At 66.1% G+C, this 16,737-nt stretch carries 17 protein-coding genes; 13 read left to right on the top strand and 4 right to left on the bottom strand.

Annotated features, from left to right (window positions below; translation table 11 throughout):
• Window positions 1–22: 22 nt before the first annotated feature.
• The 6 genes from FXF75_RS11830 (at window position 23) to FXF75_RS11855 (ending at window position 6,625) form a co-directional block, all read left to right on the top strand.
• On the top strand, window positions 23–1,453 hold the full coding sequence (locus tag FXF75_RS11830; protein WP_163522095.1) for an ABC transporter substrate-binding protein: 1,431 nt from the start codon (window positions 23–25) through the stop codon (window positions 1,451–1,453).
• Window positions 1,454–1,456: 3 nt separating this feature from the next.
• Window positions 1,457–2,287 (top strand): ABC transporter ATP-binding protein, encoded by an 831-nt coding sequence (locus tag FXF75_RS11835; RefSeq protein WP_163522096.1) that lies wholly within the window; start codon window positions 1,457–1,459, stop codon window positions 2,285–2,287.
• A gap of 304 nt (window positions 2,288–2,591) precedes the next feature.
• Entirely contained in the window at window positions 2,592–3,290 is a 699-nt protein-coding gene (locus FXF75_RS11840) for an ABC transporter ATP-binding protein (RefSeq protein ID WP_163522097.1), read from the top strand.
• Entirely contained in the window at window positions 3,287–4,297 is a 1,011-nt protein-coding gene (locus FXF75_RS11845) for a branched-chain amino acid ABC transporter permease (protein WP_163522098.1), read from the top strand. The genes FXF75_RS11840 and FXF75_RS11845 overlap by 4 nt, the downstream gene beginning before the upstream one ends.
• A 172-nt stretch (window positions 4,298–4,469) precedes the next feature.
• A complete protein-coding gene (locus tag FXF75_RS11850) occupies window positions 4,470–5,597 on the top strand; it encodes a branched-chain amino acid ABC transporter permease (protein ID WP_163522099.1) in 1,128 nt (375 codons plus the stop codon).
• Complete coding sequence (locus tag FXF75_RS11855) at window positions 5,594–6,625, top strand: 3-oxoacyl-ACP synthase (protein ID WP_163522100.1); 1,032 nt, start codon at window positions 5,594–5,596, stop codon at window positions 6,623–6,625. Before FXF75_RS11850 ends, FXF75_RS11855 begins: the two co-directional genes overlap by 4 nt.
• A gap of 60 nt (window positions 6,626–6,685) precedes the next feature.
• Here FXF75_RS11855 and FXF75_RS11860 read toward each other — a convergent pair whose 3' ends face one another.
• A complete protein-coding gene (locus tag FXF75_RS11860) occupies window positions 6,686–6,964 on the bottom strand; it encodes a hypothetical protein (protein ID WP_163522101.1) in 279 nt (92 codons plus the stop codon).
• Between the two features lie 94 nt (window positions 6,965–7,058).
• Here FXF75_RS11860 and FXF75_RS11865 point away from each other — a divergent pair, with 94 nt between their 5' ends.
• The 3 genes from FXF75_RS11865 (at window position 7,059) to FXF75_RS23105 (ending at window position 8,726) form a co-directional block, all read left to right on the top strand.
• The gene (locus FXF75_RS11865) at window positions 7,059–7,967 is read left to right on the top strand and encodes an RsmB/NOP family class I SAM-dependent RNA methyltransferase (RefSeq protein ID WP_163522102.1); all 909 of its coding nucleotides are present in this window, start codon (window positions 7,059–7,061) and stop codon (window positions 7,965–7,967) included.
• Window positions 7,964–8,482 (top strand): hypothetical protein, encoded by a 519-nt coding sequence (locus FXF75_RS11870; RefSeq protein ID WP_163522103.1) that lies wholly within the window; start codon window positions 7,964–7,966, stop codon window positions 8,480–8,482. The genes FXF75_RS11865 and FXF75_RS11870 overlap by 4 nt, the downstream gene beginning before the upstream one ends.
• Before the next feature lie 118 nt (window positions 8,483–8,600).
• On the top strand, window positions 8,601–8,726 hold the full coding sequence (locus tag FXF75_RS23105; RefSeq protein WP_275897408.1) for a hypothetical protein: 126 nt from the start codon (window positions 8,601–8,603) through the stop codon (window positions 8,724–8,726).
• Window positions 8,727–8,771: 45 nt separating this feature from the next.
• Here the strand turns inward: FXF75_RS23105 and FXF75_RS11875 are convergent, their stop codons facing one another.
• Complete coding sequence (locus FXF75_RS11875) at window positions 8,772–10,301, bottom strand: DUF790 family protein (protein ID WP_163522104.1); 1,530 nt, start codon at window positions 10,299–10,301, stop codon at window positions 8,772–8,774.
• 77 nt (window positions 10,302–10,378) lie between these two features.
• Here FXF75_RS11875 and FXF75_RS11880 point away from each other — a divergent pair, with 77 nt between their 5' ends.
• A complete protein-coding gene (locus FXF75_RS11880) occupies window positions 10,379–10,807 on the top strand; it encodes a hypothetical protein (RefSeq protein ID WP_163522105.1) in 429 nt (142 codons plus the stop codon).
• 41 nt (window positions 10,808–10,848) lie between these two features.
• On the opposite strand, the gene FXF75_RS11885 is transcribed toward FXF75_RS11880, so the two are convergent.
• Window positions 10,849–12,192, bottom strand: a complete 1,344-nt coding sequence (locus tag FXF75_RS11885) for a DEAD/DEAH box helicase family protein (protein WP_309221804.1) — start codon at window positions 12,190–12,192, stop codon at window positions 10,849–10,851.
• A 217-nt stretch (window positions 12,193–12,409) separates the two neighbouring features.
• Between FXF75_RS11885 and FXF75_RS11890 the strand changes: the two genes are divergently transcribed.
• Window positions 12,410–12,859: a luciferase family protein gene (locus FXF75_RS11890; protein WP_163522107.1), complete on the top strand. Its 450-nt coding sequence runs from the start codon at window positions 12,410–12,412 to the stop codon at window positions 12,857–12,859.
• A 107-nt stretch (window positions 12,860–12,966) separates the two neighbouring features.
• On the opposite strand, the gene FXF75_RS23490 is transcribed toward FXF75_RS11890, so the two are convergent.
• Window positions 12,967–13,506: a PKD domain-containing protein gene (locus tag FXF75_RS23490; protein WP_163522108.1), complete on the bottom strand. Its 540-nt coding sequence runs from the start codon at window positions 13,504–13,506 to the stop codon at window positions 12,967–12,969.
• A gap of 208 nt (window positions 13,507–13,714) precedes the next feature.
• Here FXF75_RS23490 and FXF75_RS11900 point away from each other — a divergent pair, with 208 nt between their 5' ends.
• Entirely contained in the window at window positions 13,715–14,341 is a 627-nt protein-coding gene (locus FXF75_RS11900) for a nucleotide exchange factor GrpE (RefSeq protein ID WP_163522109.1), read from the top strand.
• 173 nt (window positions 14,342–14,514) lie between these two features.
• A complete protein-coding gene (dnaK, locus tag FXF75_RS11905) occupies window positions 14,515–16,428 on the top strand; it encodes a molecular chaperone DnaK (protein WP_163522110.1) in 1,914 nt (637 codons plus the stop codon).
• Window positions 16,429–16,737: the final 309 nt, after the last annotated feature.

Consider the following 16,737-nt stretch of genomic DNA (forward strand, 5'->3'; position numbering starts at 1 on the left):
ACGGGTATCATTCTAATCTGTTATGGCGGATGACAGCGTTTCACGACGGCGATGGCTCGCTGCGCTCGGGGCGACCGGGGCGGCGGGTCTCGCCGGATGTACCGGCGGTGACGGTGGACAGAGTACGACAACTACAACTGCGAGCGACGAGACCGATGGCGGCATGACAGAGACCACGGCGAAGACGACCGAGCAGGCGAGCGTCTCCGGAAACGTGAAAATCGGCGTCCTCCAACCGACGTCGGGTGACCTCAAGTACTACGGCCAGCAGTCGCTGTGGGGCTTCTACTCCGGACTGGCGTACAAGGGCGACACCGACCCGATAACGGGGTCGAGTACGGGGACCCACACCGTCTCGGTCGGCGACACCGAGTACGAACTCGTCGTCCGGGACACCCAGTTCGCGGCCGACAAGGCCCAGTCGCTGGCGACCGACCTCGTGAAGAACGAGGAGGTGGACATGCTGTTCGGGTGTGCCTCTTCGAGCGCGGCCAACCGCGTCATCAAGACCGTGGTCAAACAGGCACAGGTCCCGTACATGGTGGGTCCGGCCGCGTCGGCCGACATCACCGCGAGTTCCGAGACCTGCGGAAATCTCGTGTTCCGCGCGAGCGAGAACACCGCGATGGACGCTCGCTCGGGCGGGAAGTACGTCGCCAACCAGACCGACGTGAGCAAGGTATACCTGTTCGGCGCGGACTACTCGTTCGGGAAGGCGGTCGTCAACAACTACGAGCAGGTGCTGAAGGACGAGGGCGTCGAAATCGTCGGGAAGAAGTTCGTCCCGCAGGGCCACTCCGAGTGGAAGGGACTGCTCGACAAGGCCAAGAACGCGGGCGCGGAGGGCATCGTGGGCGGATTTACGGTCGCCACGCTCCCGAAACTGTTCACGTCGTTCCTCAACGGGAACTACGACTACCGCGTCTTCGGCGGGTTCGCCACCCGAATCACCAACGCTATCGTGGGCCAGACGCTCCAGAAGGCGCTGGGCAAGCCCCTGACCAAGGAGAAACTGCAGGAGACGAAACTCGGCCCGTTTACGACGCGCTATCACTGGAACCAGTACGACAACGAAATCAACAACCAGTTCGTGGACACGTACACCAGCGCCTACGGCGTCGTGCCCGACCTGTTCACCTCCGGCACGTTCACCGCCGCCTCGGCCATCGCGCAGGCGGTCAATCAGAGCGGTTCGACCGAGGGCGCGGACATCGCCAGCGCGCTCCGCGGGATGACAGTGACGGACACGCCCAAGGGGAAGAACGGCTACACCTTCCAGAAGTACAACAATCAGGCCCAGTCGGCGATGACCGTGGCGAACCCGGTCCCGACCACCGACGAGTGGGCCGGGAACTGGAAGGCCGCCATCATGCCCAGCGAACCGCTGGCGACCATCGGGGCGAAGGAAGCGACGATTCCCAAGGACAGCGACCAGATGAACTGCTCGCTGTAGGCCATGTTGCGAACCTCCGGATTGACGAAGCAGTTCGGCGGTCTCACGGCCGTCGACGACGTGGACTTCGCGCTCGACGAGGGCGAACTCTGTTCGCTCATCGGCCCGAACGGCGCGGGCAAGACGACGTTCTTCGACCTGCTGACCGGCGTGCTGACCCCGACCGCGGGCACCATCGAGGTGCGCGAGGGGAGTGGGTGGCGCGACGTGACCGACGCCACGCCGTACGAGACGGCGAGCCTCGGTCTCCACCGGTCGTACCAGATTACGAACGCCTTCCCCACCAGTACGGTGCTGGAGAACGTCCGGGTCGCGGCGCAGGCCGCCAGCGGCGACGCGGCGAAGTTCTGGCGCAACGCCGGGGCCTTCGAGCGACACGTCGAGGAGGCTCACCGGATTCTGGACCGAGTGGGTCTCTCGACCGAGGCCCACACCACGGCCGGGAGCCTGAGCCACGGCGCGAAGCGCCAACTGGAGGTCGCCATCGCGCTGGCGGGCGACCCCGACGTGCTGTTGCTGGACGAACCGAACGCGGGTGTCTCCTCGGAGAGCGTCGGTCGGATTATCGACCTCATCGAGGACGTGGCGTCCGACCACGCGGTCCTGCTCGTGGAACACAACATGGACATCGTGATGAACGTCTCGGACCGCGTGGTGGTGCTGAATCAGGGCGCGGTCATCGCCGAGGGCGAACCGGACGCGGTCCGGAACGACCCCACGGTGCAGGAGGCGTATCTGGGCGGCTACGAGGCCGGAAGCCTCGGCGAAACGGAGTCCGACACGGAACCGACCGCTGACGACGCCGGGGCCGACCCGGAGGAGGGGACGGCATGAACGCGACGCACCGAGTTTTCGTACGCCGGTTCACAGTTACGCAGTCCACCAGCGAACGCTCGGTTGGCCAACCGACGTCTGGGTGGACGAAAGGGGCCGCCCGGTCGCGGGCCGAAGGTCCGTGGTCGTCTGACCGGCCACTATCTGCGCCGAACGGTGCCGAGAGGCGCAGATATGTCGGTCAGCGACCGCGACCGGGCGGGGGATTTCTGGGACGAACGTCTTCTTCCGGGTCGGTTCATCTGCGAACTGACTTCTGTACCGACACCGCCGTAACCGAGAACCAATCACAGGAGACGATACGATGACACTACTCGAAGTCGAGAACGCCCACACCTACTACGGCGAGAGCCACATCCTCGAAGGCGTCTCGCTCAACGTCGAAGAGGGCGAGGTGGTCGCGCTGGTCGGCCGGAACGGGGTCGGCAAGACCACCACGCTCCGGACCATCCTGCAGTTGACCCCGCCGAGCGAGGGCACGGTCCGCTACCGCGGCGAGGACGTGACCGGAGCGGCGACCCACGACGTCGCCGACCGGGGCGTCGGGTGGATTCCAGAGGACCGGCGCATCTTCTCGCAGTTGTCCGTCGAGGAGAACGTCCGGGTCGCAGTACCGAAGGACGGCGACCCGAGGGAGGCGCTCGAACTCGCCTACGAGACGTTCCCCGACCTCGAACAGTTCGCCGACAAGGACGCCGGGAACCTCTCGGGCGGCCAGCAGCAGATGCTCGCGCTGGCGCGGGGACTCGTGGGGAACAACGACCTCCTGCTCGTGGACGAACCCAGCGAGGGTCTCGCGCCGCTCATCGTCGAGCGCGTGGCCGAGGCGCTGGCCGACGCCGCGCGGGACACCACGCTGCTGCTGGTCGAGCAGAACCTGCCGCTGGCGCTCGACCTCGCCGACAGGTTCTACGTGCTTGACAACGGGCAGGTGGTCGAGGAGGGCGACGCCGACGAGACCTCCGCCGACGACGAGCGACTCAGGAGGTATCTCAGCGCATGATTGAGATAGTTCTTGCAGGATTCATCGACGCGTTCGGCCAGTTCCTCCGGCCCGAGAACCTCGCGTCGGTCCTCGTGGACGGACTGGCGAAGGCCGCCATCTACGTGATGATAGCGGGCGGTCTGACGCTCATCTTCGGTCTGATGGGCGTGCTGAACTTCGCCCACGGGTCGATGACGATGATAGGCGCGTATCTGGGCGGCCTGCTGATGGTGTTCGCGGTCGGCGGGACGACCGGCGGCGCGACCCGCCTGCTCGCGTTCTTCCTCGCGCTGGCCGCGACGTTCGCGCTCCTCGCGGGTCTGGGCGGCGTGGTCGAGGTGACGCTCATCAGACGCCTCTACGACCGACCGCCGGTCTACCAAATACTGCTGACGTTCGGGCTGACGCTCATTCTCGACGAACTGGTCCGCATCGCGGTGCTGTTCTACGGGATGCAACCGACCAGCGACTGGCAGGCCGCGCTGGGCACCAAGCCCGGCTTCCTCGCCCGGTCGGTGGACCTCGGTCTCATCTCGGTCAGCGGTCTCTCGCTCTTCGAAATCGTCGTCGGCGCGGCCACGGTGGCGGGCCTCTGGGCGTTCCTCACCCGGACGCGCTACGGACTCGTCATCCGGGCCGGGAGCGAGGACGCCGAGATGACCGAGGCGCTCGGCATCGACGTGCGCCGGGTCTTCACCGTCGTGTTCGCGCTCGGCGCGGGCGTTGCGGGCGCGGCCGGGACGCTCCTGATGTGGGACCCCGCGTGGGGTGCCAGCGTCCCGCTCGCCGCGGACACCCTGCTCCCGGCGTTCGTGGTCGTCATCATCGGCGGTCTCGGCACCTTCCGGGGCACCGTGGTCGCGGCGGTCATCGTCGGGATGGCCGACGCCGTGACGACGTGGTGGTTCGTCAACCACGTCGATTTCGCCAGTCTGCCCGAGATGACCGTCTTCCTCATCCTCGTGGTGATGCTGATTCTGCGCCCGCAGGGCCTGTTCGGCGTCGAGGAGGTGGGCGGCCATTAGCACCGAAACCGCCGACGCCGCGGCTCCCGAGGCGGACGCGGACGAGGAGTCGGCGGCGTCGTGGCCGGTTCGCTACCTGCGCGAGCAGACCGTTCACGTCGCGGTCATCGTCCTGTTCGCGGCCTATCCGGCCGTCTACTCGGCGCTGGTCAACTCGCCGGTCGGCGCGGAGATGGTGACGGTGCTCCCCGACGTGGAGACGATGATAACCGTCCTCTACTTCGGTCTGTTCGCCATGTCGTTCGACTTCATCAGCGGGTACACGGGCTACCTCTCGTTCGGCCACGCGGCGTTCTACGGCACGGGGGCGTACTTCGTCGTCCTCGCGGCCAACGGGAAGGTACCCCTGCTCGGGACGGGCACGCCGTTCGTCTACCTGCTGGTCCTCGGCGGCCTCGCGGCGGCGGTGCTGGCGGTCCTCATCGGCGCGGTGTCGTTCCGACTGTCGGGCGTCTACTTCGCCATGATTACGCTGGGCTTCTCGCAGGTGCTGTACGTGTTCGTCCGCGACTGGGACTACGTGGGGTCGAACCCGCGCGACGGTCCCGCGGTGCTGGAGCGGACCGACCCGTTCAGCGTCGGCGTCCCCGGCGTGGACTCGCTGGACCTCGCCATCGGCCAGCTCGCGGGCGACAGCGTCGAGGGTCTGCTCGGATTCCTCTCGTTCGGGACGACCGAGGTGTCCTACTACATGGTCGGACTGGTAGTGCTGGTCTGTTACTTCGCCATGCAGCGCGTCGTCCACTCACCGTTCGGTCGCGTGCTGGTCGCCATCCGCGAGAACGAGGAGCGCGCCGAGGCAGTGGGCTACAACACCTTCTGGTACAAACTCGGCGCGTTCGCCGTCTCGGCGTTCTTCGCCGCGGTCGCTGGCGGCCTGTTCGCCGGATTCCAGCGGTCGGTCTCGCCCGAGAACACGTTCTACTTCCTCGTGACCGGCGACGCCCTGCTGGCGTCCATCATCGGCGGGTTCGGCACGCTCGCCGGACCGCTCTACGGGTGGCTGTTCGACGAGAGCGTCACCGAGTTCCTCTCGAAGACCGGGGAAGGCGGCGGTCTGCTCCCGTACCTCCGGGACCACCTCGGCGACGCCACGATGGCGACGGAACTGTACGACGGGTTGACCGTCGGGCAGGCCATCGACACGTTCCTGAACGGACACGCCGAACTGTACGTCGGCGTCGTCTTCGTGCTGTTCGTGTTGTTCGTGCCGAACGGCCTGCTCGGCACCGTGCGCGACCGACTCGGCGGCCCGGTCGGCAAGCAGGTCGCCGCGCGACTGCGGGGTGAGGACCGATGACCGAAGGCGAACCCACCGTCGGACTCACCGGCTACGGGACCTACGTCCCGGACGAAGTAGTCACCGGCGAGGAAATCGCGGCCCAGAGCGGGATTCCAGAGGAGGTCGTGGTCGAGAAGATGGGCGTCCGCGAGAAGCGCGTGTGTCCACCCGACGCCGACCACGCCACGGACATGTGCGTGAAAGCCGCCGAGGACGCCTTGGCGGACGCCGAGGTCGCTCCGCAGGACGTAGACGTTGTCCTCTACCACGGGTCGGAGTACAAGGACTTCGTGGTGTGGAGCGCCGCGGCCAACGTCGCCGAGCGCCTCGGTGCCGAGGACGCCTTCGCGGTCGAGAGCTACGCGCTCTGCGCCGGCGCGCCGCTGGCCATCAGGCAGGCCAAGTCCCAACTGCTGGCCGACGCGCCAGAGACGGCGCTGTTGGTCTCGGCGAGTCGGGAGGAGGACCTCGTGGACTACGGCAACGAGGACTCGTCGTTCATGTTCAACTTCGGCAGCGGGGCGTGCGCGATGGTGCTGGAGACCGACCCCGCCGACGCCCGAACCCGGGCCACCGTCCGGGAGAGCGCCGCGATTACCGACGGCAGTTTCTCCGAGGACGTGGTGATGCCCGCGGGCGGGTCCAGAAATCCGCCGAGCCACGCCACGGTCGAGCAGGGGCTTCACACACTCGACGTGCCCGACCCCGAGGGGATGAAGGAGCGCCTCGCCGACGTGAGCCTCCCGAACTTCCTCGACGTGGCCGACGAGGCGCTGGCGCGGTCGGACTGCGGCCGGGACGACTTGGACTTCGTCGCGCTGACCCACATGAAGCGGTCGTTCCACGACCTGCTGACCGACCGACTCGACGCGGAGAGCTACTACCTCGACGAGTACGGCCACGTCCAGAGCGTGGACCAGATTCTCGCGCTCGACGAGGGACTGTCTCGCGGACTGGTCGAGTCGGGCGACCTGCTGTGCTTCCTCGCGGCCGGAACCGGGTACACGTGGGCCGCGACCGTCGTCGAGTGGCACGGGGAGCAGTGACTCGTCGTCCACGCACCGCCGAGCCATCGGACGACGGGTCGTGAACGGTCCGAGTTCGCCCTACGTCTCGGACTCCGGTTCGGCGGTGTAGGCCATTTCGAGGCGCAGGACCGCCGAGCAGGACTTGTTCTCCACGTCGAAGTCGATGCCCTCGACCTGTTCGTCGAGGTAGCCGTTACACCGACCGTGTTCGATGATGTTCTCGATGGTGGCCGGAGAGCCACACTCGGGGCAGTCGAAGTAGTAACCGTCGCGCGATTCGTGAATCGCGTCGGGTTCGAGTTCCATCCGGGCCGCTTGCTCCCAGTCGATGTCGGCGAGTTCGTTGTCGTCTGCCATGCAACGGTTGACGGGAGAGGGACGGGTAACGCCTACGGCCGCCGTCGCTTCCCTTCCGAAACCCACAAACGCCGGTCGCGCCAATCAACGCCCGATGGAGAAACTGGAGCGGTACGAACCGCTAATCGACGATTTCGGGGCGTTCCTCGACGCCTGCCGGCGTTCGCTCCCCTCGGTCGTCCGGGTCAACACGATAAAGGCGACCCCCGAGCGAGCGACGGCGGCGCTGGACGAGGAGGGAATCGGCTGGACCGACCGCGAGTGGTCGGACACGGTGCTGGAGTTGGACACCGACAGTCCCGGCAGTACGTGGGCGTCCTACCACGGGTGGATTCACGGGCAGGAGGAGGTCTCGGCGATTCCGGCCGAGGTCCTCGCGCCGGACCCGGGCGAGCGCGTCTGGGACGCCTGCGCCGCGCCGGGGAGCAAGACGACTCAACTCGCGGCCCTGATGGACGACGAGGGTCTGGTCGTAGCCAACGACAACAACCTCGGTCGCCTCTCGGCCCTGCGGTTCAACACCGAGCGACTCGGCGTGACGAACACCGTCGTGACGAACTCCGACGCCCGGAACTTCTCGCTCAAGCCCTTCAATTTCGACTCCTTCGACAAGGCGCTGGTGGATGTGCCCTGCTCGTGCGAGGGGACGATTCGGAAGAACCCGACCACGCTGGACGAGTGGACCATGGACCACGTCCGGAGCATCGCCGGAGTCCAGAAGGGTATCCTCCGGCGCGCGGTACAGGCCACCAGAGGGGGCGGCACCGTGGTCTACTCGACCTGCACCTTCGCGCCCGAGGAGAACGAGGCCGTGCTGGACCACGTGCTGGACGAGGAGGACTGCCGACTCGTAGAGTTCGAGGTTCCGCTCGACTCCCGGCCCGGCGTCACCGAGTGGGACGGCGAGAGCTACGACGAGAGCGTCCGGAAGGCCCAGCGGTTCTACCCGCACCACAACGACACCGGCGGGTTCTTCTGCGCGAAACTGGAGGTGGAGGGATGACCGAGTCGAACCAGCAGTCGAACGACGGCCAGCAGTTCGACCGCCTCCCGGCCACCGACGACGACCGAGAGGTCGAGGGTCGCGCGACCCGCGAGGAGGTCGTCGAGTGGTGGGACGAGCGGTTCGGCGTCCCGACGGAGACGTTCGACGGCTACTCCTTCTGGGAGAAGGGGAAGGGCAAAATCTGGATTCTGCGGGGCGAGGTCGCGGACCCCATCGGCGTCGAGGCGCTCGGCATGAAGTTCCTGCGGACCCGACAGGAGCACTGGAAGCCGACGACCAACGCGGTCCAGCGGTTCGGCCGCGAGGCCAGCGAGAACATAATCGAACTCCCCCGCGAGCAGGCCCGGCGGTTCGTCCGGGGCGAGACGACCGACCCAGACTGGGACGGCGACTGGGGGTATCTGGTCGTCACCCACGAACTCGCGGGCGACCCCGAACCCCTCGGCGTCGGTCTCTACGTCCACGACGAACTCCGGAGTCCGGTGCCGAAGGGCCGCCAGCGCGACCTGTAGCGCGTCGCCCTCAACGCCTTTGGTGATTCGCGCCGACCTTCCACGAGATAGCCGATGGCACGTCAGGGGGAAGTCCTCGAAAATCCTGTGACCGGAGAGCGAATCGAGTTCCGCCGGGGTGCCGGGACCGGTCCAGCGGGCGCTCGCGACCGCCCTCTCGCCCGTGGGTAGACTCGCGGGCTACCGGGCGCGCTATCCGGAGTACGAGGAGGGGAGAGCGGTCCCGACTCCGCCGGACGCGTAGCGGGGCGCTCGACGCCTCGCGTATCGCGGCCGTCGAGGTTCGGCGTCAAATTTCGTCCTTCCGACGAACCGTCCCGCCGCTCAACCCCTCCCACTCGACCGCGAACCCGAGTTCCGACAGCGAGGCGCTCGCGTCCTCGATACCGTGCTCGGCCAGTAACCCCTCGACCTCCGACAAGGCCATTCCGGCCTCGATTTCCTCGCGGAGGTCGGCGAGTACCGCGGGCCGGACGAGCGTCCGACCCACGCGCTCGTGGTCGGGGAACGACTTGTCCACGATGGCGTCCTCGCTGACGCCGTACTCCTCGGCGAGGGTCTCCAGCGAGACGACGTCGGCGTCCGGGACGAGTTCGGCCGGGAGGGCCGCCGCGCTCTCGGCCGCGAGGTCGCGCTCGTAGCGCCGCAGGGCGTCGCGCACGTCCTTGAGCCGAATCGTTCCGGTGTAGGGAATCGCGCGGTGGTCGCGGGCCGCTATCTCCTCGCCGACGCCCAGACTCTCGTCCACCGCGACGAGCAGTTCCACGTCCTCGACGGTTTCGAGTTGCGAGAGTTTCTTCTCGACGTACTCGGGCGTCCAGAACCCCATAATCTCGAAGAAGACGCGGAAGTCGCTGTGCTGGTAATCGAACGCGAAGTCGGGAATCATCACTCGCGCGCCGGTTTCGAGGGGTTCCGGTTCGCGGGTGAGTTTCCAGTCCGAGTCGAGCGACTCGAACCGAGCGGCGAAGTCGGCCTCGACGCCGCTGTCGAAGGTCACGTCCGCGACGGGTTCGGTGCCCGGCACGCGCACCGGGTCGTCGTCGGACAGCGAGAGGGTGCGCTCGGTGCCGTAGTCGTCGATGGTCGCCGAGAGCGTCCACGCGTCGGCTTTGGCGACGGTCCGGAGGAGGCGCGCGAACCGCGTGCCGTACCGCCGGGTCGAGCGGAAGAGGGCGTCGGGACCGGTGACGACGACTTCGCGGTCCGAGAGGGCTTTCTCGTCCCCCTCGGTCTTCCGAATCTCGTACATCAGGCGCAGGCGCTTGACCGCGGAGACGAGCGCCTTCGGGTCGGACGTGCGGACCCGCAACTCTGTCGCGTCGAAGAGGGCGGTTTGGGCCAGCGACAGGTTGTACTGGGCGAGGAGTTCGTCGGGACCCCACCTCGCGTCGAAGGTGGCGAGGACCTGTCGTTCGTCGAGGTCCGCGTACAGCGAGTCCGCGACCGCTTTCGGGTCGGCACCGAGACGGTCCCCCGCGCGCCGGAGGGCGTCGTCTCGGTCCGCCTCGGAGACGACGCCGACCTGTTCGGCCGCCTCGAAGGCGACACGGCGGGCGCGCTCCGGTTCGACCGCAGACCGGGTCTCGAAGGTCGCCTCGCGGTCGAGGAGTTTGGCGAACCCCCTGACGAGTTTGAAGTGGTCCGCCTCGGGTTCGAGGTCCGAGAGGGCGGCGTCGAGTTCCTCGCGGGGCCGACCGGTGTGGCCCTGATACGTGCCGAGGACCCGCGCGGCCAGCGGCCGGTGTTCCCGGCGCGCGAACACCGGCCGGTAGCCCCCGCCCGCTCTGGAGACGCGAAGCAGGTCCTTGGTGAGCATGGGCGTAGGTCGGGGTGGCGCGTACAAAAACGGTCGGAAGACAGAAGACTCATTCCGCTGGACTGGGACCCCCAGATATGCGTAGACGTGACATACTTCGGAACTGTGCGGCCCTCGGAGCGACGGCGAGTGTCGGGGTACTTGCGGGGTGTGCGGGCGGCGGTGGGGACTCTGAGTCGGGACAGTCGGCGGCCCTCTCCAAGGAGTCGTTCGACTTCCGGGAAGGCGAATCCGGCAACCTCGTCGTCTCGGTGACGCTGAAGAACGCGGGGGAGGTCGAAGGGACGGGCAACCTCTACGTGACCGTGACCGCCGCCGAGCGGACCGACGGAAACCAGTCGGACGGGAACCAGTCGGACGGCGGCGACGACGGCACGGTGGCGTCCCGAGAGTCGATGGAAGTGACCGTCCCGGCGGGCGAGACGAAGACCGTCGAACTGGCGTTCGGTATCTCCTACGAGCAGTTCTCCCGTGAGGGGTCCATCAACGTGGACTTCCGCCCCTGAGAATCGCGCGGGAAGGCCGGACGAGAGCGTCGCGCGTCAGATTACCGCCTGCGCTCGGCCACCCGCTCCTCGGCGGTCTCGGCGCTGACGACCTCGTAGAGCAGGGCGGGGCGTCCGTCTTCCTTCGGTCGGAGGATGCGCCCGAGGCGCTGGGTGAACTCGCGTTCGCTCCCGCTCCCCGAGAGCAGGACCGCGACGTTGGCGTCGGGCACGTCCACGCCCTCGTCCAGCACGTTCGAGGTGACGACCCGCGAGTAGTCGCCCTCGCGGAACCGGTCCAGAATTTCGCGGCGCTCGGCCGCGCCGGTCTGGTGTGTCACGGCCGGGAGCAGGAACCGCTCCGAGAGGCGGTAGACGAGGTCGTTGTGCGCCGTGAAGACGATGACGCGGTCGTCGCGGTGGTCGGCGAGGACGGATTCGAGGGTCTCGACCTTCGCGTCGCTGTTCATCATCACCTCGCGGGCGCGCTGCTTGGCGAGCAGGGCCTCGCGGGCCTCCGGGTCCGACCCGGAGCGCTTGACCAGTTCCTGATAGTCGCTCCCGCTCTGCATCCGGATGTCCGACCGGGCGAGGTAGTTCGTGAACACCTCGTTGGCGTCCTCGTAGCGTTCTCGCTCCTCGTCGGTCAACTCGACCTCGATGCGCTTGACGTCGTAGGGCGCGAGGTGGTCGCCCGCGAGTTCCTCGGGGTCGATGGCGTACACCTTTCCGCCCACGAGGTCGGCGACCACCTCGTGCGCGCCGTCCGGTCGCTCGAACGTCGCGGTCAGGCCCATCCGGGCGGGCGCGGCGAGCAGTCGGGCGATGTCTCTATACCCCTCGCCGCCGAGGTGGTGAACCTCGTCGAAGACCGCGAGACCGAACCGGTCACCGAGTTCGTCGGCCCGGAGGTACGCCGAGTCGTAGGTCGAGACGGTGAGCGCTTCGACGTTCTGCTCGCCGCCGCCTAACTGCCCGACCGGGACGCCGAACTCCGATTCGAGTTCGCGCCGCCACTGCTCCAGCAGGTCGATGGTGGGGACGACCACGAGCGTCGCTGTCTGCAACTGCTCGATGGCCTTCAGGCCGATGACGGTCTTCCCGCTCCCGGTCGGGAGTTCCAGCACTCCACGCCGTCCGGCGTCCTCCCACGCGGAGAGCGCGTCGCGTTGGTACTCGCGGAGTTCGTAGGTCGAAGCCACGTCGGGGAGGTCCGGCGCGTCGAGGACCGAATCGTCGTAGCTCAGGCCTCGTTCGTCCAGCGCGTCGCGCAGGGCGGCGTACCGGAACCCGGGCGCTCGGCGCGTCTTGGACCGGGCGTCGGTCTCGGTGAACGGCACGTCGAGGTCGGCGTCGCTCTCGACCCGAATCGTCCCGTTCTCGAAGGTGAGGGTCGCGTCGGCCACGGCTTGGTGGTCTCTCGGTGCCCGCGGGACATAAACGGCTTGCCGTGGTCCGGCGGTCACTCGGATACGCGCGTCAGGGCACCCGCCCGCGGCGGGTTCAGACGCTCGCGGTGGTTCGATAACTACTCGCGGGCGGCGAGGTTCTCCGGAACGGAATCGCCTCCGACGGACGGGCACGTAGATTAAGTTCCCGGACGGCCTTACTCCGACAGTTACCATGGCGGACATAGACCAGCGTGAGGCGGCGCGACTCGTCGACCGCATCATCGAGGAGGTCGCGGCGTGGCCTCACGTCAACACCGAGGAACACCGCTTCGAGGGCCGGGAGTTCACGCTCGGTCCGCGCGAGGTGGGTCACGTCCACCGGTGGGGTATCGTAGACGTGCCCTTCATCGAACGCCTGCGCGAGGCGCTCGTGGACGAGGGCAAGACCGGCGAGCATCACGTCGTCCCGGAGTCGGGGTGGACCACCCACTACGTCGAGAACGAGGACGACGTGGAGCGGTGCGTATGGCTGTTCCGCCTGTCGTACCTGTATCACGTCGATACCCTGAAGAAGACGCCCGCGGGAGCAGAGCGATTCGAGGAGATAGACGTGGCGGAGGAACTGGAGGAGTTGGGGGCTAGCGACGAGGTGCGGGAGGCGTTCGAGCGGCGCGGGTCATGAAATCCTGAGGATTCACGCTCGGTTGGTCGCGGATACTACCAGACGTATCGGAGCCGCGGCCGCGTTCGGCCTGACGACCGAATAGTCCCAGCGAGAAGCGATAAGAGTCAGTCTCGTTGCGAAAAGTACAGCAGGATGGTCAGTACGGACGCGACGATACCTAACAAGACGTCCGTACGCTTTATGAGCGGCCAAATACCGACGCTTCGTGAAGACTTCGAGTCGGAGGTCATACTGGTCGTTTCGGCTATTCTTGCACCTTTCCCCGTCTTTGTCATTGTTTCTTCCGTGGCGGTTCGAGTACGGACGTGGATTATTTTGGTGACTTTCCGTTCAGTAGGACCCGGGCCGTAGTTGATTACTTTCAACGTCACCGCGTACGTTCCAGGTTCCGTGAACGTGTACGATACCGACTCCCCTCTGCGCTCCCATCCGCCATCCGGTTGGTCGCCCGGTTTTCCCGCCATGTTCCACAGATACGCATTTTGGCCGGAATATTCGGCCTCGAAGACTATCGGTTGCTGTGGAGTAGGCCGTTCCGGTCGGTAATCGAAACTCGCGCGAGCGGAATTAGCCCAGACGAATAGAGACATAAACGCTACCGCAACGAACAACACTAATACCATCCGTTTCCGGTCGTCCCGCATCCTTTACCAACTCGGTTATGATGGTTGATGACTAAAGTGTTAAGCGTCTGGGGTACCACCTCCGTGTCCTCATCCACGGAAATATATAGGAATCTGAGTTGACAAAATCACCTGCGTGAGTTCATGGTAGTGAACAGTGGGCACGAGGTTCCTCCCGATTCATGGCTATTTCTGAATCCTTAAACGCGCCCAACCGTTTGTACCGCATATGACCGACGAGGAAGCTACCGAGCAGGTGCGGGAGGAAGCCGAGACGGAGGAGACCGACAGCGACCGAGAGGACCCCCTCGGCCCGGAGAGCACCAGACTCGTCGCCGAAGTCGCGACCGAGGACGCGCAACTCGCCACCGACCTCGAAGACCACCTCGCAGAACTCGAGACCGCCCGCGAAGACGCCGAGGAGCGGGCCGACGACTTCGAGTCCAAACTCAAGCGCAAGCAGGCCGACTTCCAGAACTACAAGAAGCGCGCGAAGAAGCGCCAAGAGCAGATGAAAGACCGCGCGACGGAGGACCTCGTGGAGAACATGCTCGACGTGCGCGACAACCTGAAGCGCGCCGTCGAGTCCGACCACGAGGACGTCGAGAGCCTGAAGGAGGGCGTTCGAATGACCCTCAAGGAGTTGGACCGCGTGTTCGAGGACGAAGACGTCGAGGAGATAGCGCCCGAACCCGGCGCGGAGACCGACCCCCAGCGCCACGAAGTGATGATGCAGGTCGAGAGCGACCACCCGGAAGGAACCGTCGCGGACGTGTATCAACCCGGCTACGAGATGGCCGGGAAGGTCCTCCGGACCGCACAGGTCACCGTCAGCGACGGCAGCAGCGGGGAGTGAGTCCCAGATAGGTGGGCCGAATCAGGAGTAGAATTGCGGTCGGATATATAAGTATGTCATTCACGGGCACGGGCTGCCAGTAAAATCGCAAGACGGCAGTCGAATCGCCGAGACGGCCCGTACGCCGAGACTAGCAAGGCTTAAACGGAAGAACCCGCAACGTATCGAACAAGATGGCGAGCAACAAGATTCTGGGCATCGACCTCGGCACCACGAACAGCGCGTTCGCGGTCATGGAGGGCGGCGACCCGGAGATTATCGTCAACAGCGAGGGCGACCGCACCACGCCCTCGGTCGTCGCCTTCGACGACGGCGAGCGCCTCGTCGGGAAACCCGCCAAGAATCAGGCGGTCCAGAACCCCGAACGCACGATTCAGTCCATCAAGCGGCACATGGGCGAGGATGATTACACCGTCGAAATAGACGGGGAGGACTACACCCCCGAGCAGATTTCGGCGATGATTCTCCAGAAGATAAAGCGCGACGCTGAGGAGTACCTCGGCGACGATGTCGAGAAGGCGGTCATCACGGTCCCCGCCTACTTCAACGACAAGCAGCGCCAAGCGACCAAGGACGCCGGCGAAATCGCCGGGTTCGAGGTCGAGCGCATCGTCAACGAACCGACCGCCGCGTCGATGGCGTACGGACTGGACGACGAGTCCGACCAGACCGTCCTCGTCTACGACCTCGGGGGCGGCACCTTCGACGTGTCCATCCTCGACCTCGGCGGCGGCGTCTACGAGGTCGTCGCCACCAACGGTGACAACGACCTCGGCGGCGACGACTGGGACGAGGCCATCATCGACTACCTCGCCGACGAGTTCGAGAACGACCACGGCATCGACCTCCGCGAGGACCGACAGGCCCTCCAGCGCCTGAAGGACGCGGCCGAAGAGGCCAAAATCGAACTCTCCTCCCGGAAGGAGGCCGACATCAACCTCCCGTTCGTCACGGCGACCGACTCCGGTCCGGTCCACCTCGAAGACAGCATCACTCGCGCGAAGTTCGAGAGTCTGACCTCGGACCTCATCGAGCGCACCGTCGGCCCGACTGAGCAGGCGCTCGAAGACGCGGGCTACTCGAAGAGTGACATCGACGAAGTCATCCTCGTGGGCGGTTCGACCCGGATGCCGCAAGTCCAAGAGAAGGTCGAGGAGATGACCGGCCAAGAGCCGAAGAAGAACGTCAACCCCGACGAAGCCGTCGCGCTCGGCGCGGCGATTCAGGGCGGGGTCCTCTCGGGCGACGTGGACGACATCGTCCTGCTCGACGTCACACCCCTCTCGCTCGGTATCGAGGTCAAAGGCGGTCTCTTCGAGCGTCTCATCGACAAGAACACCACGATTCCGACCGAGGAGTCGAAGGTGTTCACCACGGCCGCGGACAACCAGACCTCCGTGCAGGTACGGGTCTTCCAAGGCGAGCGCGAAATCGCCGAGGAGAACGAACTGCTCGGCGAGTTCCAGTTGACGGGCATCCCGCCTGCCCCGGCCGGAACCCCACAAATCGAGGTCGGGTTCAACATCGACGAGAACGGTATCGTCAACGTCACGGCCGAGGACCAAGGCTCGGGTAACTCCGAGGAGATAACCATCGAGGGCGGTGCCGGTCTCTCCGACGAGCAAATCGAGCAGATGCAGGAAGAAGCCGAGAAGCACGAAGAGGAGGACCAGAAGCGCCGCGAGCGCATCGAGGCCCGCAACGAGGCCGAGAGCGCGGTCCAGCGCGCCGAGACGCTGCTGGACGAGAACGAGGAGAACGTCGACGACGACCTGAAGGCGGACATCGAAGCCGAAATCGAGAGCGTGCAGGAGGTCCTGGCGGACGAAGACGCGACGAAAGAGGACCTCGAAGACGCGACCGAGAGCCTGAGCGACGCGCTGCAGGAAATCGGGAAGCAGATGTACCAGCAAGAGGCCCAAGCCGGTGCCGGTGCGGGTCCCGGCGGCGCAGGCCCCGGCGGTGCGGCGGGTGCCGGACCCGGCGGCATGGGCGGTCAGGCCGGACCCGGCGGTGCGGGCGCTGGCGACGGCGAGGAGTACGTGGACGCCGACTTCGAAGACGTTCAAGAGGACGACGACGAGTAAGGCGAGCAGGAGCGACCGACGACGAGTCTCACTGCGACGATTGCGGACTTTCGTTTTCTCGCTTTCCAGTGTGGCCGCGACGACTCGGATGGTCGCCCTGTTATCGGTTCGTCTCGGCTCTACTCCGGGCCGCGTTCTCCGGTGCAGAGTGACGCTGCCGAACGTACGAAAAGAGCGTTCTGTATCGCGCGATTACGGCTCGGCGGAGACCGAGTCGTAACACCAACTTCCGCAGATGGGTGCGGTACAGCCTTGCGTTCCCACGTCGGACTGCGTGGTGACGGAAGTGCCTTGCGCGGGCATGCAGTC

This window comes from Halorussus sp. MSC15.2, assembly GCF_010747475.1.
GTDB lineage: Archaea > Halobacteriota > Halobacteria > Halobacteriales > Haladaptataceae > Halorussus.